Genomic DNA, 26,847 nt, shown 5'->3' on the forward strand with positions numbered 1-26,847 from the left:
CTGGAATGATCCCATGGAACTGATCTCCCTGCCGCTGCTGATCGGGCTGATCGCCCTGGCGCTGGCGTTCGACTTTCTGAACGGGCTGCATGACGCCGCCAATTCCATCGCCACGGTGGTATCCACGCGCGTGCTGTCACCGCGCAATGCCGTGATCATGGCAGCCTTCTTCAATTTCATCGCCTTCCTGTTCTTCGGCCTGCATGTGGCCACGACCATCGGCAAGGGCATCGTCAGCGCCGACATCATCGACGCCTCGGTCATCTTCGCGGCGCTGATGGGGGCGATCACATGGAACCTGATCACCTGGTGGGGCGGCATTCCGTCATCCTCCTCCCACGCGCTGGTAGGGGGGCTGGTCGGGGCCGGCATCGCCAAGGCGGGGGCGGGCGTGGTGGAAAGCGGGCTGATCAAGACGGCGGTCGCCATCTTCGTGTCGCCGACCATCGGCTTCATCCTGGCCATCATCCTGATGACCATCGTCTCCTGGATCTTCCGCGGCTTCTCGCCCTTCAAGGTGGACAAGGTGTTCCGCGGGCTGCAGATCGTTTCCGCCTCGCTCTATTCGCTGGGGCATGGCGGCAACGACGCGCAGAAGACCATGGGCATCATCGCCGTGCTGCTGTTCAGCCAGGGCTATCTGGGCAACGAATTCCACGTGCCCTTCTGGGTCGTCATCTCCTGCCAAGCCTGCATGGGGCTGGGCACCCTGTTCGGCGGCTGGAAGATCGTGAAGACCATGGGGTCGCGCCTGACCGACCTGAAGCCGGTCCATGGCTGCTGCGCTGAAACGGCGGGCGCCATCACCCTGTTCACGGCAACGGCCATGGGCGTGCCCGTCAGCACGACGCACACGATCACGGGGGCCATTGTCGGTGTGGGCTCGGCCCGCCGTGCGTCCTCGGTGCGCTGGGGGCTGGCCAAGGGCATCCTGGTGGCCTGGGTTCTGACCATGCCGGCGGCGGCCCTGGTCTCCGCCACCTTCTTCGCCCTGACGCGCCTGCTCTGACCGGCCGCTTGCCGGAAAGCGCAACCAGGACCATTTTTCGTGGCAGGGCCCGGGATGAAACCCGGGCCCTGCGCGTTCTCCTGGGTGATTGGAGCCTCCGGCCGGCATCATGATGAGTGACGACCCGTTCAACCAGCAACTGACCTCGCACCTGGCAGCGCTGCGCCGCTACGCCTTCGTGCTGACGCGCGCGTCGGACGAGGCGGAGGACCTTCTACAGGACTGCCTGACCAAGGCGGTGGCATCGGCCGCGCAATGGCAGCCGGGAACCGACCTGCGCGCCTGGCTGTTCCGCATTCTTTACACCTGCCATATCAGCCGGCGGCGCCGGCAGCAGGTTCACCAGCGGATCATCGCCGACGCGGATGAGGGCAGCGACGGTGCGCGGGAGCCCGACCAGTTGGCGCGGGTGGAGGCGGGCCGGGTGCTGGCGGCGCTGGACAAGCTGCCGGAAGCACAACGCCAGGCCATCCTGCTGGTCGCCGTGGAGGACCTGCGGTACGAGGAGGCCGCCACCCGGCTGGGCATCCCGGTGGGAACCTTCATGTCCCGCATCTCGCGGGGGCGCGAGGCCTTGCGGCAGGCACTGGAGGGGGTGGAGAAGCCGGTTCTCAAAATGGTGAAGGGGGGGCGCCATGATGGGTGACGAACAGCGAGACGGGATCGAGGAAAGCGACCTGCATGCTTTCCTGGATGGGGCCTTGGACCCGTCACGGGAGGCCGCGGTGCGTGAATGGCTGGCCGTCCGGCCCGAGGAACATGAGCGCCTGGCACGCTATGCCGAGCAGCAGCTCGCGCTGGTCGCGGCGCGGGCGGAGCCCGACCGGCCGCGTCTGCCGGCCCCGCTGGTGCAGGCGCTGGAACGGGGTCTGCGCCGCGGTCTCTGGCGCCGCCGCATGGCGCGCGTCGCGGCCATGATCCTGATGGTCGCGGTCGGCTGGGGGGCGAACGACCTGCTGCGCCTTCCCGTCTTCGCGGGCCTGCCGGCCTATGCGCAGGAGGCCGCCAACCTGCATGGCGATTTCGGGAATGATACCGCTGTTTCCGCCGATCTGTCCGGAAAGCGGCCGGACGATATCCGTCACTGGCTGTCAGCCCGCCTGGGAGAAGCGGTGACCATTCCCGAACTGCACCTTATCGGCCTGGAACTGGTCGGTGCGCGGGTCATCGACAGCGAGCAGGGCCCCATGGGTCAGCTTTTCTACGAGGATGCGCTGGGGCGGCACATGACCCTGTCCCTGAACGCCGACGAAACCCTGGCCCCCCACCGGCCCACGCTGGCCGAATATGAAGGGATGGAGGTGGGCTACTGGCGCAATGAGGATTTCGCGCTGGTGGTGGTGTCCAGCAGCCTGCCCATCGCGCTCGACAAGCTGGTGGCGACCATCGACGGCGTTGCCGACGACCCGGGTCTGTGAAAAACGCATCCCTTGCCGGGATGAAAGTGGAAGGGCGCACGTTCTTCAAGGGTCAACAGCCGCAAAGACCCAAGCGCCCATGTCGAAGAACCCGCCATCGCAAGCCCGCGACCTGCGCATCGATATGCTGCGGGGTCTGGCGCTGCTGGCCATCTTCATCAACCATATTCCGACCAATCCGGCACGCTACCTGACCTGGGGCTGGCTGGGCTTTTCCGATGCGGCGGAAGTGTTCATGCTGCTGGCCGGTGTGTCCCTGGCCATCGGCTATGCCAATTACCAGGCCAGGCATGGCTGGGTGACGCTGGCTGCCCGGCTGGCCTCGCGCTCCTTCCGGCTGTACCGCACCTATCTGCTGCTGGCCATGGCGCTGGCGGCCGGCGGGGCCTTCGCCTTCGCGGTGACGGACAACCGTGCCGTGCTGTGGCACCTGGGCATCACCCCCTTGATCGACAATACGGTGGCGGCCCTGCCGGCCATGTTCGCCCTGTCATATCTGCCCGGATATGCCGACATCCTGGCCACCTATGTGCCGCTGGTGCTGTTCAGCGCCTTCCTGCTGCCGCTGGCCGGCCGGCACCCGGCCCTGGTGCTGGTGCCCTCGCTGCTGCTGTGGCTGATGGTGCAGGTGACGGGCCGGAACCTGCCGTCCGGCTTCGACGGACAGGGCTGGATGTTCAACCCGCTGGCCTGGCAATTGCTGTTCTGTATCGGCATGATAATCGGCCTTGGCGCCCGGCGGGGCTGGTCCTGGCCCCGGCACCGGTTGCTGGACGCGGCCGCCATCCTGTGGGTGCTGGCCGGTCTCGTGGCAGCGACCCCATGGCGCCATCTGGGCATCACGTTCGGCTTCCCCATGGAAGGGGAGATGCCGCTGGGGGCCAAGAACGACCTCGCCTGGCAGCGCCTGCTCCACATTCTGGCCCTGGCCCATCTGGTACAGCGGTTCATCTCCCGGGACGCCGCCTGGCTGCGCCAGCCTTGGCTGGTGCCGCTGACGCTGATGGGCCGGCAGCCGCTGCCGGTCTTCGCTGCCGGCGCCATTCTCAGTTTCGTTGGTTACTGCGCGCTGGTGTTATGGCCCGATCCGTCCTGGGCCCGGGTCCTGCTGGTCAATCTCGGTGGAGCGTCGCTGCTGGTGGCGCTGGCCCTGCTGAAGGAATGGCGCGCCGGCAACCTGTCTCAACCTGTTGCCCTTCGCCAGGGGCTGTGGCTGCCAGTCAGCCTGCAGCCGGCCCGGCGGGATAGCGCCCTGTCATGACATTCCGTATCTGAAGGCCTGAAGCATCATGGACTTCCTGCTTCCCGACACCGACCGTCCCGGTCCCGGTGAGCCCGCCCCCTTGTTCGTCGCCCCCTGCGGCGGCAACCCGCAGTTCCAGCTTGGCAGCATGGGGGGCCGGCATATCGTGCTGTTCTTTCCGGGGGTCGACCGGGCACGATCCATGCTATCCATCGAAATGATGGGGAAGCTTGCGGCCGGCCGGCCGGTGGGCAGGCTGGCCTGCTTCGGCGTGGTCGGACCGGCGGATATCGGGGTCTTGCGTGATCGTTTCCCGGCCCTCAACCTGTTCGAGGATGGCCAGGGCCAGATCCGGCGGCTTTACGGCGTCGACCGGGAGGGGGGCTTCATCCTGATCGACCCCATGCTCCGCGTTGTGCGGCGCGGCCCGCTGGATGACGGCCCGTCCCTGCTGGCGGAAGCCGCGCAGCGGACGGCGGGGTCCGCCACAACCGAGGGGCTGGCCCCTGTCCTGATCGTGCCTGACATCTTCGAACCGGCCTTCTGCCAGTACCTGATCGCACTGTACAGGCAGGATGGCGGTACGGACTCGGGCTTCATGCGCGATGTCGGTGGCAAGACCGTGGGCATCATCGACCATGGTTTCAAACGTCGGCGTGACATGGACATCCAGGACGAGAAGACCCGTATCGCCGCGCGTCAGCGGATCGAACGCCGGTTGCTGCCCGTCATCGCGCGGTCCCTGCAGTTCCGGGTCACCCGCATGGAACGCTATATCGTCGCCTGCTACGACGGTGACGATCAGGGCTTTTTCAGCCCGCACCGGGACAATACGACCCGCGCCACGGCGCATCGCCGGCTGGCCGTCAGCATCAACCTGAATGCAGAGGCGTTCGAAGGCGGTGATCTGCATTTCCCGGAGTTCGGCAGCCGTTCCTACCGCCCGCCCACAGGCGGGGCCGTGGTCTTCTCCTGCTCCCTGCTGCATGGCGCCATGCCGGTGACCAGCGGCACGCGCTATGCCTTCCTGCCATTCCTTTATGATGAGGAGGGGGCGAAGCAGCGGGAGGAGAATGTCCGTTATCTGGGCGACGGCAGCGCACGCTATCAGGCACAATCCAAACCGCCGGCGACGCCGGCCCCCCTTCCCGGGGGCTGACCCCGCCTTTCCCGGAACCCCGTCCTGGCCGTTCCCCGCCGGGAAACGCCAGGCCTGCGGCGGGAAATGCCGCCCGCCGGTATATTCCAGGTCGCAGGCCGTTTCCAACCTGTCCAAAGGATCATTGCAAGCCCCTTGCGGCCGGACCGATCTTGGCAGATGACACCGTTGGGAAGAACGGGAATGCCAGACCCCGGCCGGCACCCGTGCCGGCCGCCGGGCCCAGGGCGCTCCCGCGGTGACGGGCGGTGCCATGATGGAAAGCGTGACGGAAGACGGTGCGGCCATGCCCTGGCGGACCTGGGTGAAGGGCGGGCTGACGGGGCTGGTCATCCTGGCCGTGGCGGCCCTGGCCTGGACAGCCCTGTCGCGGCTGGCCGCCGAGATTTCATATGCGGAAGTGGTCGTGGCCCTTCGGGCCACGCCGCTCTGGGCCATCGGCCTGGCCCTGGCGGCCACCGGCGTCAGCTTTCTGGCACTGACGCTTTATGATTGGACGGCCCTGGCCTATGTGGGCCGCAGGGTGCCGTATCCGGTTGTCGGCCTCACCTCCTTCTGTGCCTATGCCGTGGGCAACACGGTCGGTTTTGGGCCGCTGACGGCCGGGGCGATCCGGTATCGCTTCTATACCCCGCACGGGCTGGAGCCGGAGGAGGTGGCGCGGATCGTCGGCTTCGTCACGGCGACCTTCGGCCTGGGCGTTGCCGGGGTGACGGCGCTGGGATTGCTGGTAGCGGGCGATGTGACGGGCCTGAGCCTGCCCGGCTGGCTGGGGCATGCCGCCGGGGCCGCGGGCCTGCTGGTGCTGGCAGGGTTACTTGTGCTGGCCGGCCGGCATGCCAGCCTGCCCCTGGGCCGCTGGCGGGTGGATTTGCCCCGGCCGCGCCTGCTGCTGGTACAGTTCGCCGCCACGCTGGTCGATATCGCGGCGGCCGGCACGGTGCTGTGGGTGCTGCTGCCCGCCACCGGCGTCGGGTTGCCGGCTTTCATCGCCATCTATGCCGTGGCCGTGGGGCTGGGGGTCCTCAGCCATGTTCCGGCCGGGCTGGGTGTGTTCGAGACGATCGTGCTGGCGGCATTGGCCGGACGGGCGGATACCGAACAGGTGCTGGGGGCGCTGCTGCTCTATCGCATCATCTACCATGTGGTGCCGTTGCTGCTGGCGGGCCTGCTGGTGGGGTTGCTGGAAACGCGGCGTGTGGCACTGGTTGTGGCGTCGAGCCGGGCGGTACAGGCCGGTGCCAGACTGGCACCGCCCGTGCTGGGGGCGCTCACGCTGCTATTGTCCGCCATGCTGGTCTTTTCCGGCGTGACGCCGGCCGATGACACCCGCCTGGCGTTGCTGGCCGGCTGGATGCCGTTACCCTTGCTTGAGGCGGCGCATTTCCTGTCGTCGGTCCTGGGTCTGGTCCTGTTCGTGGCGGCGCGCGGCATCACCTATCGCCTGGATGGCGCATGGTGGGCGGCTGTCTGCATCGTGCCCGTGGCGATCTTCCTCGCGCTGGCCAAGGCACTGGCCCTGACCGAGATGCTGCTGCTGACCTTGCTGCTGATCCTGTTGCTGATCACGCGGCGGGAATTCACACGTCATACATCCCTGCTGCACCAGTCCCTGACGCCACCCTGGCTGGTGGCCATGGGCCTGCTGCTGATCTCCGCGCTGGCCATCCTGTTCTTCGTTTACAAGGACATTGCCTATGTCCATGACCTTTGGTGGCGGTTCGAATTCTCCGCGGAGGCACCGCGCGGCCTGCGTGCCCTGCTGGGGGTGACGCTGCTGGCCGGGGTCGGTGCCACCTGGGTGCTGCTGCGTCCGGCACGGCTGAAGCCGGAAAGCCCGCCCGACGCCGCGGACCGGGCCCGCGCCCTGGCCATCGTGGATGCACAACCGCGCCCCGGGGCACAACTGGCCCTGCTGGGCGACAAGAGCCTGCTGTTCGCGGAGGATGGATCGGCTTTCATCATGTATGCGCGGCATGGCCGCTCCTGGATTGCGCTGTCCGATCCGGTCGGCCCGCAGGAGGCCTGGCCCCCCCTCATCTGGCGGTTCGTGGAAATGGCGCGGGCCGTGGGCGGCCGGGCCGTCTTCTATCAGGTCGCACCGGACAACCTGGCACTTTACGCCGATGCCGGGCTGGTCGCCTTCAAGTTGGGGGAAGAGGCACAGGTGGATCTGGCCCACTTTGAATTGAAGGGAGCGAAACGCGCCAATCTCCGCAACGGCTACAACCGCTGCGAAAAGTCGGGCCTGGAATTCGCCCTGGTCCCGCCCGAAGGCGTGCCGGCCATCATGGAGGCGTTGCGCGCCGTGTCCGATGAATGGATGGCGGCCCATAACGTCCGGGAAAAGCGGTTCTCGCTGGGGGCCTTCATTCCCGACTATCTTTTGTTGCGTCCCGTCGCGGTGATCCGCCATGAAGGCCGGATCGTGGCCTTTGCCAGCCTGATGCTGACGGGGATGACGGAAGAGGCGGGCATCGACCTGATGCGCTTTTCCGCCGCGGCACCTCCGGCAACCATGGAATATCTGATGTTGAAGCTGATCTTGCATTTCAAGGCGGCCGGCTACCGGCGCTTCAACCTGGGCATGGCGCCATTGTCGGGCCTGTCGGCCAGTGCAGTCGGCCTGTGGCAGCAGGTCGGGCGGGCCGTTTACGAACGCGGGGACCGGTTTTACAATTTCGCCGGGCTGCGGGCTTTCAAGTCCAAGTTCGGACCGGACTGGGAGGCCAGATACATGGCCGTGCCTGGCGGGCTCAATCCGATGCTGGCGCTGGCCGACATCACGATGCTGATCGGCGGCGGCCTGTGGGGCGTGGTGCGCAAATGAAATGGCGACTGCTGATATCCGGCGGGCTGGTCCTGGGTCTCGTCCTGCTGGCCGTTGCGGCAACGCTTTACAGAAATCCCGACGCCGACAGGTTGCGGGCCACCCTGATCGCCGACCCCCTGCTGGGGCCGCCGCATCTGGTGCCGGCCCAGGGTGACAGCCGCGCCGTGGTCTTCCTTTTCTCCGGCCTGGACGGCTGGGACAGCAACGCGGCCACCCTGGCCGAACAGCTGTCCGGCGCGGGGATCACGGTGGTCGGGATCGATGTCAAGGCAGCCCTGCCGCTTCTGTCCAAGGCGGCGGGCGACTGTGTCGATCCGCAATGGCGGGTGCAGCATCTGTCGCATGAGATACAGCGCGCCCTGAGCCTGCCGCGGTACCGCCTGCCCATCCTGGCCGGTGTCGGGGCGGGCGGCGATCTGGCCGCACGTATCGCAGAAAGCGCCACACCGGCCGTCCTGGGCGGCGCGATTGTGGTTGATCCCGTCCCCGCCCTGGGGCGGCCCATCTGCAATACGGGTGACGATCATCTGGGGGCGCCCGTCACCCGCCTGCCGACGGGCACGGGTGACGGGCAGGGTGGCTTGTTCCGGGCCCTGTCGGAACGGGCCGACGCGCCATCGGGGACGGAAGCCGAACTGGCCGACCTGCCGGTGACGGAACTGCCGGCAGCAGCGGACCGGAATACGCTGGCCATCGTCTATTCCGGGGATGGCGGCTGGCGGGACCTGGACAAGAGCATTGCCGAGTATCTGGCAGCCCACGGCGTGCCCACCGTGGGCCTGGACATGCTGCGCTATTACTGGACCTGGAAATCACCGGCCGACAGCGCCGCCGACCTGTCGCGCCTGATCCGCCATTACCGGGCAGCCTGGGGCATCGACAGGGTCGTGCTGGTCGGCTATTCCTTCGGGGCCGACGTGATGCCGGCGCTGTACAACCTGCTGCCGCCCGAAGATCGGACCCATGTGGCACAGATATCCCTGCTGGCCCTGTCCGCCAGTGCCGATTTCGAGGTCACGGTGGGGAGTTTCCTGTCAGCGAAGACAGACAGGGCACAGCCTGTACGGCCCGATCTGGAGCGGATCGATCCCGCAATGCTGCAATGTTTCCAGGGGCGGGACGATGGGGATGCGATCTGCGACAGCCTGGGTGGCCGGGGTGTATCCGTTGTGACCACGCCGGGCGGACATCATTTCGATGGCGACTATGACGCCCTGGCACAGCATATCCTGGACCGGCTGGCACAACGGCTGGCCACTGCGCCCGCTGTGGAAAGGTGACGGCGGGTAACCGCGCCGGCCGGCCGTGACACCTACAAGCGGCGCGCGATTAGGGCGCCATAGGCCGGCAGGCCGGTACCGGACAGATCGGCGCCATTGATGCCCTCCAGCACATGCCACGCCGCGGGGTCGCCGATCCCGTGCGGCTGGGCCGTGTCGGACAGGTTGACCACGACCAGTAGGTCCGTGCCGGCATATCCCCGCTCGAACGCCAGCACAGGGTCCGATGGTGGGTGGAACCGGATGTCTCCCAGACGCAGGGCAGGTTCGGCCCGCCGGCAGGCCAGCAGCCGGCGCGTGACATTCATCGTGCTGTCGGGGTCTGGTGCTTGCACATCGACGGCGAGCGCCAGATGCCTGGGGTCCAGGGGCAGCCAGGGCCGGCCGGACGTGAACCCGCCATGGGGAGGCTGGCTGGTCCAGGGCATGGGCGTGCGTGCGCCATCACGGCCCAATGTATGGGGCCAGTTGGCGATGGCCTCGGGATCGACCAGATCCTCGAACGCCACACGCGCCTGCGGCAGGCCCAATTCCTCCCCGTAATAAAGGAAGACGGAACCCGGCAGGCAGAGCAGCAGCGTGTTCAGGCACCGGGCCAGGGCGGGAGGCGGCACATCCCCACCCCAGCGCGACAGGGCGCGCGGGGCATCGTGGTTGGAGAAGGTCCAGGACGGCCAGGCACCGCCCGCCGCCTGATTCCAGCCTCCGATGATCCGGCGCGGCAGGCCGGCATCCAGGCTTTTCTGGTACAGGAAGGAGAAATTATAGGCCGTATGGCAGCGCCGGCCGGGCACCGTATAATCGGCCACCATGTCGAACGGCGCCTCCCCCAGTTCGGCTACCATGAACCGGTCGGGATAAAGATCCAGCAGGCGGCGCAGATCCTCGATGAAGGCCAGATTCTCAGGCTGGGAGATATTGTGGATCTGCTGCTGGAACTCATAGGGCCGCTTGGGGGCCGTCGCCTCCCGGTTCACCGGATTGTCGCGGAAGCTGCGGTCATGCATGAAGAAATTGGCGGCGTCGATGCGCAGCCCGTCCACGCCCCTGTCCATCCAGAACCGCGCCACATCCTTGATCGCCGCCTGTACTGCCGGATGGTGCAGGTTGAGGTCGGGCTGGGTGGACAGGAAATTATGCATGAAATATTGCCGGCGGCGGGCATCCCAGGTCCAGGCCGGCCCGCCGAACACGGACTGCCAGTTGTTGGGCGGCGTGCCATCGGGCCTGGCATCGTGCCAGACATACCAGTCCGCCCTGGGATTGGACCTGTCGCGGCGGCTTTCCTGGAACCAGGGGTGCTCGATGGATGTGTGGGAATAGACCTGATCGATGATGATTTTCAGGCCAAGCGCATGGGCCCTGGCAATCACCGCATCGCAGTCCGCCATCGACCCGAAGATGGGATCGACATCGCAATAATCGGAAATATCGTATCCGAAATCATCCATAGGGGACTTGAAGAAAGGGGAAATCCAGACGGCGTCTGCCCCCAGCCCGGCCACATGGTCCAGTCGCGCCAGCAAGCCCTGAAGGTCACCGACGCCGTCACCATTGCTGTCGGCAAAGCTGCGGGGATAGATGTGGTAGATGACGGCGCCCTGCCACCAGGGCGGGGACACGCCCTCTCCCTGTCCGGAGAGCCCGCCGGCCCGACCCGTTTCCGCCGCCATCGTCATTTGAACTTCCCCCCGGACACAGCGCTTGTTGTCGGGGCATGGTAGATTTGGCTGCGCCGGACGGATATTCCTCACATACGTATGCGCGGGCATGCTGCGCTGCGACGCATACGTATTTAGTGGTTGGTGCCACGCAACAGGGGGCGGCAAATGCAAAACCGGCCCGGCACCCAAGGGCACCGGACCGGTTCATCTGCCGGCCTGGCCGACCCCCGAAAGGGGCGGGGATCAGTTCTGGGCGACCTGGGCCTGCTGCGACTTGAAGGAACGGAGCTGGCTGTTATAGGCGTTGACCGTCACTTCGAGCTTGTCGGCCACTTCCTCGCGGTGGGCGGCCAGGGCGGCGCGGAAGGAAGGCTGCGCCATATAGGCGGTGGAAATGGGCTGATTGTCCAGGCAGGTCAGATACTTCAGCGACTCGTCGGCGAAACCGCGGACGGAGCCGGCCACCAGGCGCATGGATTGTTCGGTGGCGCTTTTGCCATCAATCAGACCCGGTGCGGCAGGAGCCTGACCGCAGGCCCGCTTGACGGCGGGGTGGGCCGCCTGGGACTGGCCGGCGGCCAGCAGGGCCAGAGCGGAAAGCAACAGGGCGGAATAGAGCTTCTTCATAGCGATACTCACAAAGCTGAAGCGGGGCGGGATGCCACCGGCATTTCGGGCCTTGTACGTTCGCTCCCTTTCATAAGGTCCGGGTCGGTGCCGAAACCGTGTTCTTGTGCGTCGCAGTATAGTTATGTTGCGATGCAACGGAAGCATTTTTGATGGTTAACTGACACCGTTGGCATGGGAATCGGCCATGCGCCATTCGCATGGCCGATCATCGGACGGCATCAATCGACGGACGCGATCTGGGCCTGACGGGATTTGAAGCGCCGCAGTTCGGCGTTGAAATTACTGACATCCTGCTCCAGCCGGTCGGCGACCTGCCGGCGATGATTGATGACATCGCGGCGATAGCTTGCGGAGGCAAGCGCCGTATCCGACACCGGATGTTCGTCCAGACAGGTGAGGTAGGCCATGAGCCGGCCCGTGTAATCACGCATCTCGGCACCGTACCGGCGCATGGCATCATCATCGGCACTGTTGCCGGCGACACGCGCCGGTGCATCGGGCAGTCCGCCGCAGGCCTGGTTCAGGGCGGCGATATCGGCAAGGGCAGGGCTGGTGAACAGGGCCAGGGTGGAGAGGATCAGGGCGGAAATGAGCTTCTTCATCGCGTCCTCACAAAGCCGGACAGCAGCGGCGGCGCCACCGTCATGATTGCCTTGTTCGTTCGCTTCCCCCACGGATTTTCACCACCGGTACGTGCCGGCAGTGGGTTTATATCTGCAAGTCTAGATCGGTAATTCCATTACGTACAGGCCTCTATCCATGCGTTTTTCGATGGAAACAATTTTTTGTAACGCCATCAATTCATATCCCTTTTCCATCGCACCGCCCGTCGCAACCGCCACAACCGGCGGGCAGGGGAAGGGGGGCGGACAAAGGAGGGGAAGGGACGGGCTGCGGGCTCGACAGGATCTGCGCCGCCACGGCCACGGCGATTTCCCCCGGATGCTTGCCCGTCAGGCCGGGCAGGCCGATGGGACAGACCAGCCGTGCCGCATCCTGGCCGGCGACGGCCAGCCGGCTGGCGAAGCGTGCCCGCTTTGTCTGCGATCCGATGACGCCGACAAACGGCTGGTCCGAAAGGCGCAGCGCGGCGACCGTCAGCCGATAATCCAGCGCATGGTCATGCGTCATGATCAGGATATGGCTGAACCCCGGCACCAGCAGGCTTTCCGGTGCCGCCGCCACGCAGGCCGTCACATTGGCCGGGACCGTGGCCGGGAACAGGTCCGGCCTGCTGTCGACCCAGGTGACACGGGCCGGCAGGGTCCCCAGCAGCGTCACCAGCGCCTTGGCCACATGCCCTGCCCCGAACAGACCGATGCGCAACCGGGGCGGATACAAAGGCTCATACAGCAGGCTGACACGCCCGCCGCAGCATTGGCCCAGCCGGGGCCCCAGCGGATAGGTTTCCGTCCGTAATTCCGTTACATCGCCATCCAGCAGGGCGCGAGCCGTTTCGATGGCGGTGAATTCCAGTGCGCCGCCGCCGATCGTACCGGCCAGCCCGTCCGCCGTCACCAGCATCTTCGTGCCGGCGGCCCGCGGGGTGGAGCCGGCGGCATCCAGCATTGTGACCAGAACAGCCGGATGGCCCAGGCGGTCACATTCTGCCAGTGCCGTGATCCACGCGCCGTTCATGGCGCCCCCGGGTTCCGGCGTGCCTGCACAGCCATCAGGATGCGTTCCGGCGTGGCCGGCGCATCAAGCATCACCGGGCCGCCGCCCCCCGCCGCCGCGACGGCATCCCGGATGGCCTGGAAGGTGGAGATGGCCAGCATGAGAGGGGGCTCACCAACGGCCTTCGACCTGTGGATCGTTTCTTCCGGGTTGGGCCGGTTGATCAATTCCACCCTGAAATGCGCCGGCACATCGCCGCAGCCGGGGATCTTGTAGGTGCTGGGCGCATGGGTGCGCAAGTGGCCCTGGGCGTCGAATACCAGTTCCTCCATGGTCAGCCAGCCCATGCCCTGGATGAACCCGCCCTCCACCTGCCCGCGATCCAGCGCCGGGTTGAGCGATGTACCGCAATCATGCAGGATGTCCACGGCCAGCAGCTTGTTCTCTCCCGTGGTGGTGTCGATCACCACTTCCGACACGGCGGCACCATAGGCGAAATAGTAGAAGGGGCGCCCGATCAGGGTTTCCTTGTCCACCTCGATCTTCGGTGTCGCATAGAAGCCCGTGGCCGACAGGGAGAGGCGGGCCAGATAGGCCTGCCGCGCCAGATCGGCGAAATCCATGGTCCTGTCACCTGCTGTTACACGGTCATCGGCGAAGCACAGGTCTTCCACCGCCACCTCCCAGCGGGATGCCAGGAACGCGGCCAGCCGGTCGCGGATGGTGCGGGCGGCATTGAAGGCGGCCATGCCGTTCATGTCGGCACCGGCAGACGCGGCGGTGGCGGATGTGTTGGGTACCTTGTCGGTGCGGGTGGCGGTGATCCTGACCCCTTTCAGCCCGATGCCGAAGACATCGGCCACCACCTGCGCCACCTTCGTGAACAGCCCCTGGCCCATCTCCGTACCGCCATGGTTCAGCATGACGGAACCATCGGCATAGAGATGCACCAGTGCGCCCGCCTGGTTCAGGAAGCTGGTGGTGAAGGAAATGCCGAATTTCACGGGGGTCAGCGCAATGCCGCGCTTCAGCACCGGGCTGGCCGCGTTGAAGGCGGCGATGGCCGCCCGCCGCTCCCGGTAACGGCTGGATGCCTCCAACCGGTCGATGATGTCCGGCGCGATGAAGTCCGTCACCTGCATGCCATAGGGGGTGAGGTCCCGTCCCGGCCCGCCATAGAAATTGGCCCAGCGGACGGTCAGCGGGTCACGCCCCAGATGGCGGGCCACATCGTCGATCACCTGTTCGATGGCCAGCATGCCCTGTGGCCCGCCAAACCCGCGAAAGGCCGTGTTGGACACGGTATGGGTCTTGTAGCGATAGGATGTGATGCGAACCGCAGGCAGGAAATAACAATTGTCGCAATGAAACATGGCACGGTCGTTGATGGCGCCCGACAGGTCGGCCGACATGCCGCACCGGCTTTCCAGCGTGATGTCCAGGCCCAGGATGCGGCCGGCATCATCGAAGCCGACCTGGTATCCCACCTCGAAATCATGCCGCTTGCCGGTCATGACCATGTCGTCGTCGCGATCAAGGCGCAGCTTGGCGGCCCGGCCCGTGCGGTCGGCGACAAGTGCCGCGACGGCGGCGAACAGGCTGGCCTGCGTCTCCTTGCCACCGAAGCCGCCGCCCATGCGCCGGACCTCCACGGTCACGGCATGGTCCGGCCGGCCGAGTGCGCGGGCCACCAGATGCTGCACCTCCGACGGGTGCTGGGTGGAACAGAGGATGTGCATGTCGCCATCCTCTCCCGGTGTCGCCAGCGAGACCTGGCCCTCCAGATAGAAATGATCCTGCCCGCCCATGGCCAGCCGGCCCGCCAGGCGATGCGGCGCACCCGTGATGGCCCCGTCCGGGTCGCCGCGTTCCAGCCGCCGCGGAGGCAGGACATGGCTGTCTGCCTTGCGCGCGTCGGCGATGGTCACCAGGGCCGGCCGTTCCTCGTAGACGACGCGGGCCAGACGGGCGGCGGCACGGGCGGCCTGTCGGGTTTCCGCCGCCACGGCGAACAGGCTCTGTCCGACATATTCAACCAGCCCCTCGGCGAAGATCGGATCATCCGGCAGGACGGGACCGACATCGTTCCGGCCCGGCACGTCCCGCGCCGTCAGCACCGCGACCACGCCGGGAAAGGCGGAGACGGCCGAAAGGTTCATCGACAGGATGCGGGCATGGGCCTTGGCACTCTGCCCGATGGCCACATGCAGCAGGCCGGCGGGATCCGGCATGTCATCGGTATAGCGCGCGGCCCCTGTGACATGCAGGTGGGCGCTGTCGTGCATGATCTCCCGATGGACGGCGGGGAAGGGGACAGCGGTGGTGGGGGGCGGAGGGCGGCTCATGCCGGACTTCCCCCCACCCTGGGGGGCGCGCCCAGGGTGAAGTCGGTCACCCGCGTCGCCATGACGGGGCGCCCGGGCCCCATCCGGTCCTGCTCCATCTGGAATTTCGTGATCAGGTTGCCTGCGACGGCCAGCCGATATGCGGCGCTGGCCCGCATGTCAGACAAAGGCTGGAAATCGGTGGCCAGCGCGGCCGCCGCCGCCTGGGCGGCGGCCGGGTCGAAAGGCCGGCCGGTCAGGGCCGCCTCTGCCGCCGCTGCCCGTTTCGGTGTGCCGGCCATGCCGCCGAAGGCCAACCTGGCCTCCACCACCACGCCACCGCGGACATCCAGTCCGAAACCGGCCATGACGGCGGAGATATCCTGATCGAAGCGTTTGGAAATCTTGTAGCAGGCGAACAGCCGGCCGGGTTTCGGGACAGGGATGCGGATGCCGGCCACGAATTCCCCCGAGCGCAGTGCCGTGCGGCGATAGGCCAGGAAGAAATCCTCCAGCGGCATCTCCCGCACCTCCCCACCCCGGCGCAGCCGCAGACGGGCGCCCAGGGCGATCAGCACGGGCATAGTGTCGCCGATGGGAGAGGCATTCGCGATATTGCCGCCCATCGTCGCGGAATTGCGCACCTGTTCCGATCCGTAGCGGCGGAACAGGCTGTCCAGGTCGGGATGGAGTGGGGAAAGGGCTGCCGCCACGTCCGTGATGGTCGCCACGGCGCCGATATCGATCCAGTCCCCCTGCCTGTCCCTCTGCCTGTCGATGCGTGACAGGTCTGCGATGCCGCCAATATGGATGATCGTACCCAGATCGCGGAACTGCTTGGTCACCCACAGCCCTACATCGGTGCCACCGGCCACCAGGGTGGCATCGGGATGGGTCAGCAGCAGGTCGGCCAACTGGTCGGCGCTGGCCGGGACGTGCAGGCCGGCCCCGGGTGGCGAAAGCGTCCGGTCGCGGGTGATGGAACGCAGCAAGGCAAGGGTTTGCGCCTGATCCGCATCGAAGCCGTCCCGGCCGCACCCCGCATTGACCGCCGCCTCCACGATGGGGCGATAGCCGGTGCAGCGGCACAGGTTGCCGGCCAGGGCCGTATCAATGCGCCGGCGGTCGGGGGCCCTGTCTTCATGGTAAAGCGCGAACAGCGACATGACGAAGCCCGGCGTACAGAAGCCGCATTGGCTGCCATGGCTGTCCACCATGGCCTGCTGTACCGGATGCAACGTGCCATCGGGTGCCGCCAGATCCTCCACCGTCACCAGTTCCTTGCCGTCCAGGGCGGACAGGAACAGGATGCAGGCATTGACCGTGCGATAGCGCACACGCCCCCCCTCCGCGCTACCCAGAACGATCGTGCAGGCGCCGCAATCCCCTTCGTTGCATCCCTCCTTCGTGCCGCGCCGTCCTAAATCCTCGCGCAGGAAGTCCAGCACGGTGCGGGTCGGGGCGAAGCCGGACAGGTGCCGGACCTGTCCTTTGTGAACAAAGCGGATGCTTTCGGGCATGGTGTTCCATTCGTTCCCAAAGACAGTATCGCAAATCAGGAATTGCCGCCTGTCAAGCCGCTTTACAGAAGTTTGACGCAGTGCAACATTTTAGCGGGGCAGCAGGCATCCGCCGACGCAGTACCGCAGGCCCCGGCACCCACCACCAGGGAACACCAGCATGACCATGCTCGCCGCCCCCGCCTTCGGCACTATCGCCGGCCATGTCCGCCAGGAAAGGCTGGCGCAACGTCTGGCGGATATGGGGCGGATCGGGGCGACGGTGAAGGGTGGCGTCAACCGGCCGGCCCTGTCGCGGGAAGACGGGCTGGCCCGTGCCCTGCTGGCCTCCTGGGCGGCCGCGCGCGGCTTTTCGGTGGAAACCGATGGGATCGGCAATCTTTACGTCCGCCGCGCCGGCAGCGATCCGGCGCTGGCGCCCGTGATGACGGGCAGCCATCTGGACAGCCAGCCCACCGGGGGCCGCTACGATGGTGTTTATGGTGTTCTGGCCGGGTTCGAGGTGCTGGAGGCGCTGGAGGATGCGGGCCTGCCCACGCGGCATCCGGTCGAGGTCGTGGCCTGGACCAACGAGGAAGGGTCCCGCTTCCAGCCCTATTGCATGGGATCGGCGCTGTTCGCCGGCAAGATGGACCTGGAGATGGTGCTGGGCTGCACCGATCCGCAGGGCGTAACCGTGCGCGACGCGCTGGCGCAGACCCTGGCGCTGGCCCCCGCCATGCCCGTCCGCCCGTTCGGCGGACCCGCCGCCGCCTATGTGGAGGCGCATATCGAGCAGGGGCCGCGTCTGGAGGCGGAGGACCGGACCATCGGCGTCGTATCCGGCATCCAGGGAAGCCGCTGGTTCCAGGTGGAGGTGACAGGGCAGGAGGCCCATGCCGGCACCACCCCGCACGGCGCCCGCAAGGATGCATTTCAGGCGGCCCTGCGCATGGTGTCGGCCCTGAACGACCTGATGGCCGATCCAGATGACATCGTCCGCTGCACCTTCGGCCGGTTCGAGGTGCTGCCCGGTTCCCCCAACACGGTGCCTGGCAAGGTGATCTTCACCATCGATTTCCGCCATCCCGACGCCGCGATGGTGAAGGCGCGTGGCGACGCGATCACGCCACTGATCCAGGCACTGGCCGCCCCCTGCACCGTGGCGGTGAAGGAGACATCCACCACGTCCCCTGTCGATTTCGATCCTGCCGTCATCGATGCCGTGCGCGCGGCGGCCGTCGGCCTTGGCTACAGCCATATGGACATGCCATCGGGCGCCAACCACGATGCCAAGTTCATGGCGCCGCGCTGCCCCACCGGCATGATCTTCATCCCCTGCCGTGACGGGATCAGCCATAACGAGGTGGAATATGCCTCCCCCGGCCATTGCCATGCCGGTGCCGCGGTGCTGGCGGAGACATTGTACCGGCTGGCCCGATAGGCCGAGCGACCCTTGCAACCGACCCCATCCGCCCGCCAGGAGCCCATGACCCATCCCGTCCTGTCCATCCTGTCAGACCTGATCGCCATTCCGTCCGCCTTTCCACCGGGCGACACGGTCGCCATCGCGGCCTATGCCGCCGACCGGCTGGAGAAGGCGGGCTACCGTGTGCAGGTCCTGCACCGTGACCGGCCGGAGATTGCGAATGTCGTGGCGGAATGGGATGGGCCCGCGCCCGGCCCCTGCCTGATGTTCAACGCCCATGCCGATACCGTGGGCATCGGGGAGCGGTCGGCCTGGCAGACCGACCCCCTGGCCGCCACGATCATCGACGGCCGTGTCCACGGGCTGGGTGCGGGCAATTGCAAGGGGTCCATGGCGGCCCAGCTCTGGCTGGCCGATGAGGTCGCACGCCGTGGGGGACCGGCGCGGGGCCGTCTGGTCTTCACCTTTTGCGGGGATGAGGAGAATCTGGGGCCCGACGGCGCCCGCTATCTGCGCGAAAGCGGGGTCGTGAAGCCCGACATGCTGGTCGTGGGCACGCAGACGGAAAACCAGTTGATCACGGCCGAACGCGGGGTGATGTGGGTGGAACTGTCCGCGCGCGGTCGGTCAGCCCATGCGGGCAACCCGCAGGAAGGCGACAACGCCATCCTGCGCCTGATGCGGCTTGTCACCCATGTCGATGCCGAGATGACGGGCCGGCTCCGGGCACGAGTATCGGGGGAGCAGCGATCGACCCTGAATGTCGGTCTTTTCCGCGGTGGCGAGAATACCAACGTCGTCCCCGGTGCCGCGCGGGTGGAAATCGATCGCCGTCTGCTGCCGGAAGAGAAGGTGGAAACCGCCTTCGCGGAGATCGAAGCACTGGTCAAGGCCCATCCGGAGGCGGATAACCTGTCCTGCCGGCTGCTGACGGGCACCAACGGCTTTCGCGCGCCGCATGACGGGCCGCTGGTCACGGCCCTGTGCGCATCCATCGCTGCGGTGACGGGAACCCCGGCCCGTTTCCTGCCGGATACGGGGGCAAGCGACGGCCGCTATTTCGCCGATGACGGGATCGAGATCGTGAATTTCGGCCCTGGCGCCGGCTGGCAGGGACATCGTGCGAACGAGTTCGTGCCCCTGGACCAGCTTCTGGCCACCACCGCGATCCTGGAAGGACTGGTGGAACGGACATTGGGGCTGCCGGGTAAGCCTGATCGGGCCCTCGCCCGGCGGGCGATGACACGTTGAAAAGGCGCGTACAGCAGCCGACAGGATGCCGCCATCGACGCGGCGACGGCCCACACCGATGGCGATTTCACCAAATTGTCGGCCCAAATACGGCGTGATCAGGCACTTCTTCCTGCGCGGTGCCCTGGCAGGGCAATGGAGCAGCACAAACCTGGACAGTTCGGAACAATTCCCCCTCGGCGGTCCCGCGGGCGTGCCTGCCGATCCCGTCAGCGAGGGATCGGGCGACAGCAGGCTCCCGGCCAACCTTGAACTGCACCGCCCCGTCACGGAGGGAATGGCCCGTGGGCTGGACCTGTTCGGCGTCATCGATGCCGGCTATGTGCTGGATGGCGGGCTTGCGTTGCGGCTGAACCCGGACGGCAGCACGTCCGACCCGCGTGTCTGGTTCACGGCGACCGCACCGTTCTGATCAGGGGGCGGGATGATGATCAATCATGGCGGCAGAGGCGGCGGGTGCCGATGCCCTGCCAACGGACGGGCAACCTTTCAGGACAGCCGCTGCCCGGGGACGCGGCTGGGGAACAATGGCGTCCGGTTGGCGTTCAAGGGCATGCGCAGGCGTGAAAGGGTTTGCCTGGCTGCCTGCGTTCCATACAGCCAGCGACGGAGGATGCAATGCCCCGCGGCGACAAATCCAGCTATACGGACAAGCAGAAGCGCAAGGCCGACCATATAGCGGAAAGCTATGAGGAACGCGGCGTCAGCCATGAGGAGGCCGAGCGGCGGGCCTGGGCCACGGTGAACAAGGAATCCGGCGGCGGCAACAAGTCCGGCTCAGGCCGCGGCCATCCGGACACCCATGAATCCTCCCGGAAAGGCGGTCGTCGCGGCGGGTCCAGCCAAAGCCACGAGAAACGGTCCGCCGCGGCCCGGAAGGGCTGGGAAACGCGCCGGAAACGCGCGCAGGGATGACGGGCCCGCGATGGGCTCACCGCACGCGGACCGGTGCTTCCATCCGCCAGCCCGTCTTTTTCGCGCTGATGACCTTGCCTGTGGTCCGGTCACAGACCACGGGGGTGATCCGCTCCCCCGTGCTGCGCCGGATCAGCCGCACGGGCGGGTCGTCGAAATTGCACAGCCAGCGCTCGCTCCAGCCATGGATGGCCAGTACGAGCGGATGCAGCGCCAGCCCCACATCGGTCAGCCGATACTCGTGGCGTGCCGGGCTTGACTGGTACTGGCTTTTCCGCAGCAGGCCGAAATCCACCAGACGGCCCAAACGGTCGGAAAGCATGTTGGGCGCCATGCCCGTGGCCTCCAGCAATGCATCGAACCGCCGGAATCGCAGGAAGGCACAGGCCACGATGGACCAGGTCCAGTAATCGCCGACGATGGTCACCGACCGCTCGATCATCGGGCGTTCGAGTTGCACACGGGCCACCGCCGCACGCCGCAGGGGAGGTGGGGGCCGCTCCACGAGGCCGGGGCCGATGGCATAGATGACATCATCGATGCCGATCGGGTTGCCCTGTTCCCGGTCCAGCACGACCGGTTCGACCACATTGCCGGTCAGGGCATTGAAGAAGGTGAGGGAATAGCGCTCCTGCATGGCCGAGGGCGCGAACTTGCGTTCCCACTGGCCCTGGATGAGTGCTGCGCCGAACAGGTCCAGACCCATGGGGGTCAGGACATATTCCGCCCGCTTGCGACCGGGCGGAACGACGGATGCCATGATCCCCACCTCGCACAGGTGGGTCAGCCGTTGCGACAGCACACTGCGCGGAACGCGCAGGCTCTCGCTCCACTCGTTAAAGCGTCGGACACCGAAAAAAGCTTCGCGCAGGATAAGCTGGCTCCACGCATCGCCGAAAACGGCATGCGCAAGTGCGACCGGATTGCCGGTCACCAGTGCCCTGCTCGACACATCACCTGTCACAACGGCTCCCTTTCGGGCGGTCTGGCGAGACCACGGCGACCGCCCGGAACATCGTCTATCCATCTTCCCGGTCCGGAGCGGTAACACTCCGGATACTGACGGCAGGCCATATCATGTGCCCCGGCCCGCTGTCGATCCTTCCCAAGGTAAAGAGTGCAAGGTCACGACAAGCGGTAGCAAGCGGGAAACGGGGCTGCCGCCCCCCGGGGGCCCTATGCCCGCATCCTGTCGGCGAAGGCCAGCCGCAGGGCCTTCCGGTCCGGCTTGCCCAACCCCGTCTGGGGGATGGAAGCTGAAAACTCGATCAGCTTGGGCGCCTGCACCGGCCCCTTGGCATCCCGGACAGCCCGGATCAGGTCGTCTGCCACCGGGCTGGCACCGGGGGCGGGCACAACCAGGGCCACCACCGCTTCCCCCCATTTGTCATGCGGCACGCCGAAGACGCAGGCCGCGGCGACGCCGGGCTGGGCGGTCAGCACGTCCTCCACCTCCCGCGGGAACACATTGAAACCGCCGGAAATGACCATTTCCTTCTTGCGGTCGATGACGTGCCAGTCACCATCGGCGTCGATCCGGCCGATGTCACCCGTATGCAGCCAGCCATGGGCGAAAGCGTCCCGCGTGGCATCCGGCATCCGCCAGTAACCGCTCATCACCAAGGGGCCCCTGACGCAGATCTCCCCCGCAGTGCCGGCGGGAACGGGCTGTCCATCCTCGTCCAGCAGCGCCACTTCCAGGCCGGGGAAGGGCCGGCCGGCCGCCATGGGCTTGCGTGCCTGATCGGTGCCCGCCAGGGTTAGAACCGTGTTCGGCGCCTCTGTCTGGCCATAGCATTGCACCAGGACCGGCCCGAACCGATCGATCGCCTGGCGGACGCGGTCCGGCGCCATGGGCGCGCCCGACCAGACCAGGGTTCGCAGGCTGGAAAAATCGCGGCATGCGGCGACGGCATCGTCCAGCAGGCCGATGATCATGGTCGGGACCAGCCAGGTGACATTCGCCCTGTACCGTTCCAGGGCCGCGCAGAACCGCTCCGGCTCGAACCCCTGCTGCAGAATGATCGTCCCCCCCGTGCCAGCGTCGGCAGAATAAGGGAACCGGCCCCATGCGAAAGGGGAGCCGGACAGAGGAAGCGGATATCGTCCGACGGCCAGGGGATGCCGGCCAGCGCCATCATGGTGTTGGCGACCAACGCCCGGTTGGACAGCATCACACCCTTGGGCCGGCCCGTCGTCCCGCCCGTATAGGCCAGTCGCACGATGGTTTCCGCCCCACCCTTTGCCTGGGCGGGCAGGGCGGTATTCCCATCGTCCGGCATCCAGAAACCATCCAGCCCGCCCGCCGCCTCATGGCCCAGCAGCCGCAAGCCGGTAACCGACAGTTCGCGCGCGCGGGCCGCATGTGCCGCATCCGCAATCAGGATGCCGGCCCCGGCATCGGCCAGGATGAATTGCTGGTCATCGCGCCCGGCCAGTGGATGCAGGGTCAGCGAGCGGTAGCCACCGATATAGGCGGCAGCCATGACCGCATACATGTCGGGACTGTTGGCCGATATCTGGGCGACCGTATCGCCGGGCTCAAGCCCCAGCCGGGTGAAGGCCGCCAGCGCCTGGGCGATCCGCCGGCCCAGGCTGCCATAGCTGACCTGCCGGTCCCCGTCGATGAAGGCAATCCGGTCACCAAAGCGGGCCAGGGCCGTCAGGATGATGTCGCCGACCCGTCCACCTTCCACGGGGGAGGGGGGAAGGGGCCGGGACGGGGAAGGTATCGTCCAGCAACGGCATCGCATAATCGGGCAGGACGGCCGTGCCCTGGATCTGCCCATCGATCAGGCCCCGGTCGAAATAGTCGCGCCAATCCGCGATCAGCCCGTCGCGCAGCGTGATGCAGCCCGCATAAGGAACCTTCACGTCACGTCCCTGGACGGTGGTGAAATCCTCCACCGCCTCGAAAAAGATCGTATCCCCCTGTCGCACCTGGCGTAACAGGCGCAGGCGGTTCTCCCGGCTCATGCCGGAATAGCGGAGAAGGAAATCGCGGATGGCAGCGTGACCGATGGCCGGCGGCTTGGTGGCAGCGGAGAAATGCCAGACGGCGTCCGGCGTGAAAAGGCCAACGATCTCCTCAATCCGGCCCGCCCGCCAGGCAGTGAAGATCGCTTCGACAAGATCATCGCCGCTCATCCCGTCACCCCTTCCATATCATGCTGCAACCGCGCCGCCAGGGCCGGGATCGTCGTCTTCGCCTCGCGGGTCGTGGCGAACATGTGCGCCGGCCGGGGCGCACGGTCGAACCAGATGACATCCGCCTGGGGCGGGGGCTGCGTTGCCGCCAGCCACAGGATCGTGTCAGCACCTTGCGCCGTCGTGCGCAGGACGGCGCCGATCCAGCGATCCATCCAGGGCAGGGCGGAACGCACCCCATCGGTGCGAACCCAGCCGGGATGCATCGTATAGGCACGCAGCCCCGGAACCGCTGCATTCCAATGGTCGGCCAGGGCGATCTGCGCCCGTTTCTGCGAGGCATAGGCGGCGAAGCCGTTAAAATCGGCTTCCCGCGCGTCCAGCCCCGGCAGGTTCAGCGGGGCATTGTAAGCCCCGCCCGAGGTGACATTGATGACCGTACCGCGCCGCAGTCTGCCCCGGGCCAGCAACCCTTCCGTCAGGGCGAAATGGCCCAGCAGGTTGGTGGCGTACATGCGGCTGAAGCCTTCTTCCGTCCGGTGGTATCCGGTATCGAGAATCCCGACATTATTGACCAGGACATCGATTTCCGGATGCCGTTCGGCCAGTTCCCGGTTGCGGGCGACCAAAGACAGGTCGGCCGCAACCGGGGTGATGGTGCCCGTTGCCGATGCGGCCAGCGCCTCCAGCAGCGCAGGGCGGCGGCCGACGGCGATGACATGAGCCCCGGCCGCCGCCGCGGCCAGGGCGACGGCCCGCCCGATACCGCCCGTCGCACCGGTGACCATCCAGGTCTGGCCGGAAAAATCCGCCCGCACGGGGCGGCGGGACAGCCCGCGCGCCACGAAGCCGATGGCTGTGAAGGAGGGCAGGAAACGGGCATAGAATTTGAGCGCTTTCATCGCCGGCTCAATATTTCAGGCTCGCCTGCAACGAAATCGCCCGGCCGCGGGCGACAGATGCATATTGCGTATTGGCTCCGACCGACGATGCGAAGGGCACGTTGGCCGAATAGGTCAGGTAGTGCTTGTCCAGCAGGTTCTTGCCCAGCACGGCCAGATCCCAGGTGTCGGTGCCGATGCCGATGCGCATGTCGACCAGCGTATACCCCTTCACCTGGCCCAGCGGGTCGAGATTGTCGTGAACCTGATGGCTGCTGCGATAGGACACGTCCAGGCCGCTGCGCAGGTCGATCGTGTCGGTCAGCGGCTGGTTGACGGTCAGATTGCCCATCAGGTTCAGCTTGGGCGTGAACCGTCCCCGCCGGCCTGTATAATCGCACAGGCGCACGCCCCCGACCACGTCGCCATCCGGCGTCTCGCCGAAGGCGCAATTGCCGCGCCGGAACTCCAGATACTCGAAATCAAGATAGGATACCGACGTTCCAGCGGTAATGCCGGGGGCCAGCGCATAGCGCGCCTCTGCCTCCACGCCCTGTGCGCGCGTGCGGCCGGCATTGCCGACATTGAAGCCGACCGTGCCGTCGAACTGGCTGATCTGCAGGTTGGAATAGGTGGAGCGGTAGGCCGTCAGGCTCATCGAGCCGCGGTTGCCCAGGAAGCTGGAGCGCACGCCGGCTTCCCAGGTTTCCACTGTTTCGTCATCGAACTCGAAATTCGCATTGTTGTTGGCGCGGACGTTGAAGCCACCGCCCTTGTAGCCTTCCTTGTAGGAAGCGAAGAGCATCGTGTCGTCCGTCACGTCATATTCGACCGTGACGGAGGGAACCAGACGGGTCTGGCCGCGGCTGGCATTGATGTCGTGGCCGGCGCCGCCGGGATTGTCCAGGGAGAAGCCCAGCCCCGCCTGCAGGGTGGCGATGGTGGCCGCCGACGTTACCAGCGTGCCGTTCAGGGCACCCTGGCCCTGAATGGCGAACACCCGGCGCGCGGCTTCCTTTTCATCGCGGGAGAGACGAAGGCCGCCGATCAGGCGCAGATCGTCGGTGGCGCGGGCCGTCACCTGGCCGAAGGCGGCATAGGTGGTGCTGGACTGGCGATAGGTACGCGCGGCGCTGACATCGGCGATGGCGCCATAGCCCAACCTGACCAGATCGCGCCCGAACTCCGTCGCGTCGGCGTAATCGATCTTGTTATGCTCGAAATAAAGGCCGCCGATGAAGGAGAAGGTACCGTCCTCCGCCGAGGCCAGCCGCAGTTCCTGGCTGATCTGGCGGAAGGATTCGTCGGTCAGGCCACCCAGCATGTTGGCCTCGGTGAAGTCCAGGTCGACATGGAAGGCGCGCTGATAATCGACAAGACCGGTAATGGCGCTGACGACTGCGTCACCCACCTCGAAATCGTTCGCCCAGGTGATTTTATACAGCTTGGTGCTGTCCGTTTCGTAAAGATCGGATTGGCGCTTGAAATCGAAGCTGGTATCCGTCAGCACGCCGGGCAGGCCCTGCAGGGCGAGCGCGCTGGCGAAGGTCAGGGGCTGACCGGCCGTGGGGCCGGCCGGTATCGTGCGTGTGGCATTGTCGGCGATGACCTCCAGTTCCCGGCCGGTCACATCAAACTTGGAATATTCGACCTTGAAGGTGGAATTGAACCCGTCACCACCATATTGCAGCGTGGCGCGGGCGGCGATGTCCTCACCGTCCGGCTCGTCCTTGTCCTTGGTCAGGTTGCGGACGTAGCCGCCGCCCTTGGCATGGCGCACAGCGACACGGGCCGACAGGTTATCGGCGACGGGGCCGGAAACGAAGGCCGTCGTCTCGAACTGGTCGAAGGCCGGTGTATAGGTGGTGGTCAGCCCCGCCTGCACGAAATCGGTCGGCCGGGCCGCGATCACGCTGAGCGCACCCGCGGTGGAATTCTTGCCGAACAGGATCGATTGCGGGCCCCGCAGCACTTCCACCCGCTGCGTATCGAAGAACGGTGCGCGCGTCAGGGCGGCGCGGCCGTAATTGATGCCATCGACATACTGGGCAACCGACTGCTCGAAGGCGGGGTCGTTGCCCGACCCGATGCCGCGAATGAAGGTCTGTGTCGTCAGGCCGGTCTTCGTGATCTGGAAGTTCGGCACCGTGACGGCCATGTCCTGCAGGTTGCTGACCGATTTTTCGGCCAGGGCCTCGCCGCCCAGCACGGAGATGGAGATCGGCACCTGGCTCAGCGACTGTTCGCGCTTCTGCGCCGTGACGATGATCTCCTCCAGCAGGATACCGGTCGACCCGGCGCCCGATGCGGCGGCGGCGGCCTGTTCCTCGGCCGCGAAGGCGGGCGTGGCGGCCAGCGCGACGGCGGAAACGCCCAGCGCGGCAACGGCGTGCATCTTCATGGTACCTCCCCAATTTCATTGATTGTTTCGCCATGGGCCGATCGGCGGGCGAATAGTTGTCCGAGATTGATATTAGTACTGGACTAAAAAAGCAAGCGGGATGTAAGGTCCATTAAAACAAGTTATGGGCCCTGGCCAAAAGGGGGG

Annotated in this window: 22 protein-coding genes and 1 pseudogene; 11 read left to right on the forward strand and 12 right to left on the reverse strand. The window is 66.4% G+C overall.

The window, feature by feature from the left end:
* The first annotated feature begins 13 nt into the window (after nucleotides 1–13).
* The 7 genes from ABC728_RS03555 (at nucleotide 14) to ABC728_RS03585 (ending at nucleotide 8,942) form a co-directional block, all read left to right on the forward strand.
* On the forward strand, nucleotides 14–1,009 hold the full coding sequence (locus tag ABC728_RS03555) for an inorganic phosphate transporter (protein WP_416619599.1): 996 nt from the start codon (nucleotides 14–16) through the stop codon (nucleotides 1,007–1,009).
* 109 nt (nucleotides 1,010–1,118) lie between these two features.
* Complete coding sequence (locus tag ABC728_RS03560) at nucleotides 1,119–1,655, forward strand: sigma-70 family RNA polymerase sigma factor (protein ID WP_416619598.1); 537 nt, start codon at nucleotides 1,119–1,121, stop codon at nucleotides 1,653–1,655.
* Nucleotides 1,645–2,427 carry an anti-sigma factor family protein gene (locus tag ABC728_RS03565; RefSeq protein WP_416619597.1) on the forward strand — a complete coding sequence of 261 codons (783 nt, stop codon included), beginning with the start codon at nucleotides 1,645–1,647 and terminating at the stop codon, nucleotides 2,425–2,427. Before ABC728_RS03560 ends, ABC728_RS03565 begins: the two co-directional genes overlap by 11 nt.
* Before the next feature lie 79 nt (nucleotides 2,428–2,506).
* Nucleotides 2,507–3,688, forward strand: coding sequence for an OpgC family protein (locus tag ABC728_RS03570; RefSeq protein WP_416619596.1), 1,182 nt, complete (start codon nucleotides 2,507–2,509; stop codon nucleotides 3,686–3,688).
* Between the two features lie 28 nt (nucleotides 3,689–3,716).
* Nucleotides 3,717–4,829: a 2OG-Fe(II) oxygenase family protein gene (locus ABC728_RS03575; protein ID WP_416619595.1), complete on the forward strand. Its 1,113-nt coding sequence runs from the start codon at nucleotides 3,717–3,719 to the stop codon at nucleotides 4,827–4,829.
* Nucleotides 4,830–5,067: 238 nt separating this feature from the next.
* Nucleotides 5,068–7,659 (forward strand): bifunctional lysylphosphatidylglycerol flippase/synthetase MprF, encoded by a 2,592-nt coding sequence (gene mprF / locus ABC728_RS03580; RefSeq protein ID WP_416619594.1) that lies wholly within the window; start codon nucleotides 5,068–5,070, stop codon nucleotides 7,657–7,659.
* On the forward strand, nucleotides 7,656–8,942 hold the full coding sequence (locus ABC728_RS03585) for a virulence factor family protein (RefSeq protein WP_416619593.1): 1,287 nt from the start codon (nucleotides 7,656–7,658) through the stop codon (nucleotides 8,940–8,942). Before mprF ends, ABC728_RS03585 begins: the two co-directional genes overlap by 4 nt.
* Nucleotides 8,943–8,974: 32 nt before the next feature.
* Here the strand turns inward: ABC728_RS03585 and ABC728_RS03590 are convergent, their stop codons facing one another.
* The 6 genes from ABC728_RS03590 to xdhA all read right to left on the reverse strand — a co-directional run bounded on the left by ABC728_RS03590 (nucleotide 8,975) and on the right by xdhA (nucleotide 16,697).
* Nucleotides 8,975–10,621, reverse strand: a complete 1,647-nt coding sequence (locus ABC728_RS03590) for an alpha-glucosidase (protein ID WP_416619592.1) — start codon at nucleotides 10,619–10,621, stop codon at nucleotides 8,975–8,977.
* A gap of 228 nt (nucleotides 10,622–10,849) precedes the next feature.
* On the reverse strand, nucleotides 10,850–11,233 hold the full coding sequence (locus ABC728_RS03595; protein ID WP_416619591.1) for a hypothetical protein: 384 nt from the start codon (nucleotides 11,231–11,233) through the stop codon (nucleotides 10,850–10,852).
* Between the two features lie 221 nt (nucleotides 11,234–11,454).
* On the reverse strand, nucleotides 11,455–11,838 hold the full coding sequence (locus tag ABC728_RS03600; protein WP_416619590.1) for a hypothetical protein: 384 nt from the start codon (nucleotides 11,836–11,838) through the stop codon (nucleotides 11,455–11,457).
* Nucleotides 11,839–12,037: 199 nt separating this feature from the next.
* Nucleotides 12,038–12,874, reverse strand: coding sequence for a xanthine dehydrogenase accessory protein XdhC (gene xdhC / locus ABC728_RS03605; protein ID WP_416619589.1), 837 nt, complete (start codon nucleotides 12,872–12,874; stop codon nucleotides 12,038–12,040).
* Nucleotides 12,871–15,198 (reverse strand): xanthine dehydrogenase molybdopterin binding subunit, encoded by a 2,328-nt coding sequence (gene xdhB, locus ABC728_RS03610; RefSeq protein WP_416619588.1) that lies wholly within the window; start codon nucleotides 15,196–15,198, stop codon nucleotides 12,871–12,873. The genes xdhC and xdhB overlap by 4 nt, the downstream gene beginning before the upstream one ends.
* Nucleotides 15,195–16,697: a xanthine dehydrogenase small subunit gene (gene xdhA / locus ABC728_RS03615; RefSeq protein ID WP_416619587.1), complete on the reverse strand. Its 1,503-nt coding sequence runs from the start codon at nucleotides 16,695–16,697 to the stop codon at nucleotides 15,195–15,197. Before xdhA ends, xdhB begins: the two co-directional genes overlap by 4 nt.
* Before the next feature lie 160 nt (nucleotides 16,698–16,857).
* Here xdhA and ABC728_RS03620 point away from each other — a divergent pair, with 160 nt between their 5' ends.
* The 4 genes from ABC728_RS03620 (at nucleotide 16,858) to ABC728_RS03635 (ending at nucleotide 20,271) form a co-directional block, all read left to right on the forward strand.
* A complete protein-coding gene (locus tag ABC728_RS03620) occupies nucleotides 16,858–18,120 on the forward strand; it encodes a Zn-dependent hydrolase (protein WP_416619586.1) in 1,263 nt (420 codons plus the stop codon).
* Nucleotides 18,121–18,165: 45 nt separating this feature from the next.
* Nucleotides 18,166–19,356 (forward strand): M20 family metallopeptidase, encoded by a 1,191-nt coding sequence (locus tag ABC728_RS03625; RefSeq protein ID WP_416619585.1) that lies wholly within the window; start codon nucleotides 18,166–18,168, stop codon nucleotides 19,354–19,356.
* Between the two features lie 94 nt (nucleotides 19,357–19,450).
* A complete protein-coding gene (locus tag ABC728_RS03630) occupies nucleotides 19,451–19,768 on the forward strand; it encodes a hypothetical protein (protein WP_416619584.1) in 318 nt (105 codons plus the stop codon).
* A 206-nt stretch (nucleotides 19,769–19,974) separates the two neighbouring features.
* The gene (locus ABC728_RS03635; protein ID WP_416619583.1) at nucleotides 19,975–20,271 is read left to right on the forward strand and encodes a hypothetical protein; all 297 of its coding nucleotides are present in this window, start codon (nucleotides 19,975–19,977) and stop codon (nucleotides 20,269–20,271) included.
* Nucleotides 20,272–20,287: 16 nt separating this feature from the next.
* On the opposite strand, the gene ABC728_RS03640 is transcribed toward ABC728_RS03635, so the two are convergent.
* From ABC728_RS03640 to ABC728_RS03665, 6 genes and pseudogenes are all read right to left on the reverse strand, one after another.
* Nucleotides 20,288–21,205 (reverse strand): winged helix-turn-helix transcriptional regulator, encoded by a 918-nt coding sequence (locus ABC728_RS03640; protein WP_416619582.1) that lies wholly within the window; start codon nucleotides 21,203–21,205, stop codon nucleotides 20,288–20,290.
* A 242-nt stretch (nucleotides 21,206–21,447) separates the two neighbouring features.
* Nucleotides 21,448–21,888: an AMP-binding enzyme gene (locus ABC728_RS03645; RefSeq protein WP_445376326.1), complete on the reverse strand. Its 441-nt coding sequence runs from the start codon at nucleotides 21,886–21,888 to the stop codon at nucleotides 21,448–21,450.
* A gap of 45 nt (nucleotides 21,889–21,933) precedes the next feature.
* Nucleotides 21,934–23,024, reverse strand: a pseudogene (locus ABC728_RS03650) (AMP-binding protein); the annotation flags it as partial.
* Nucleotides 22,912–23,418, reverse strand: coding sequence for a nuclear transport factor 2 family protein (locus ABC728_RS03655; RefSeq protein ID WP_445376265.1), 507 nt, complete (start codon nucleotides 23,416–23,418; stop codon nucleotides 22,912–22,914). The gene ABC728_RS03655 and the pseudogene ABC728_RS03650, both read right to left, overlap by 113 nt.
* Nucleotides 23,415–24,320, reverse strand: a complete 906-nt coding sequence (locus ABC728_RS03660; RefSeq protein ID WP_416619580.1) for an SDR family NAD(P)-dependent oxidoreductase — start codon at nucleotides 24,318–24,320, stop codon at nucleotides 23,415–23,417. The genes ABC728_RS03655 and ABC728_RS03660 overlap by 4 nt, the downstream gene beginning before the upstream one ends.
* A gap of 7 nt (nucleotides 24,321–24,327) precedes the next feature.
* Nucleotides 24,328–26,700 (reverse strand): TonB-dependent receptor, encoded by a 2,373-nt coding sequence (locus ABC728_RS03665; protein WP_416619579.1) that lies wholly within the window; start codon nucleotides 26,698–26,700, stop codon nucleotides 24,328–24,330.
* Nucleotides 26,701–26,847: the final 147 nt, after the last annotated feature.

Source organism: Niveispirillum fermenti (genome assembly GCF_052474395.1).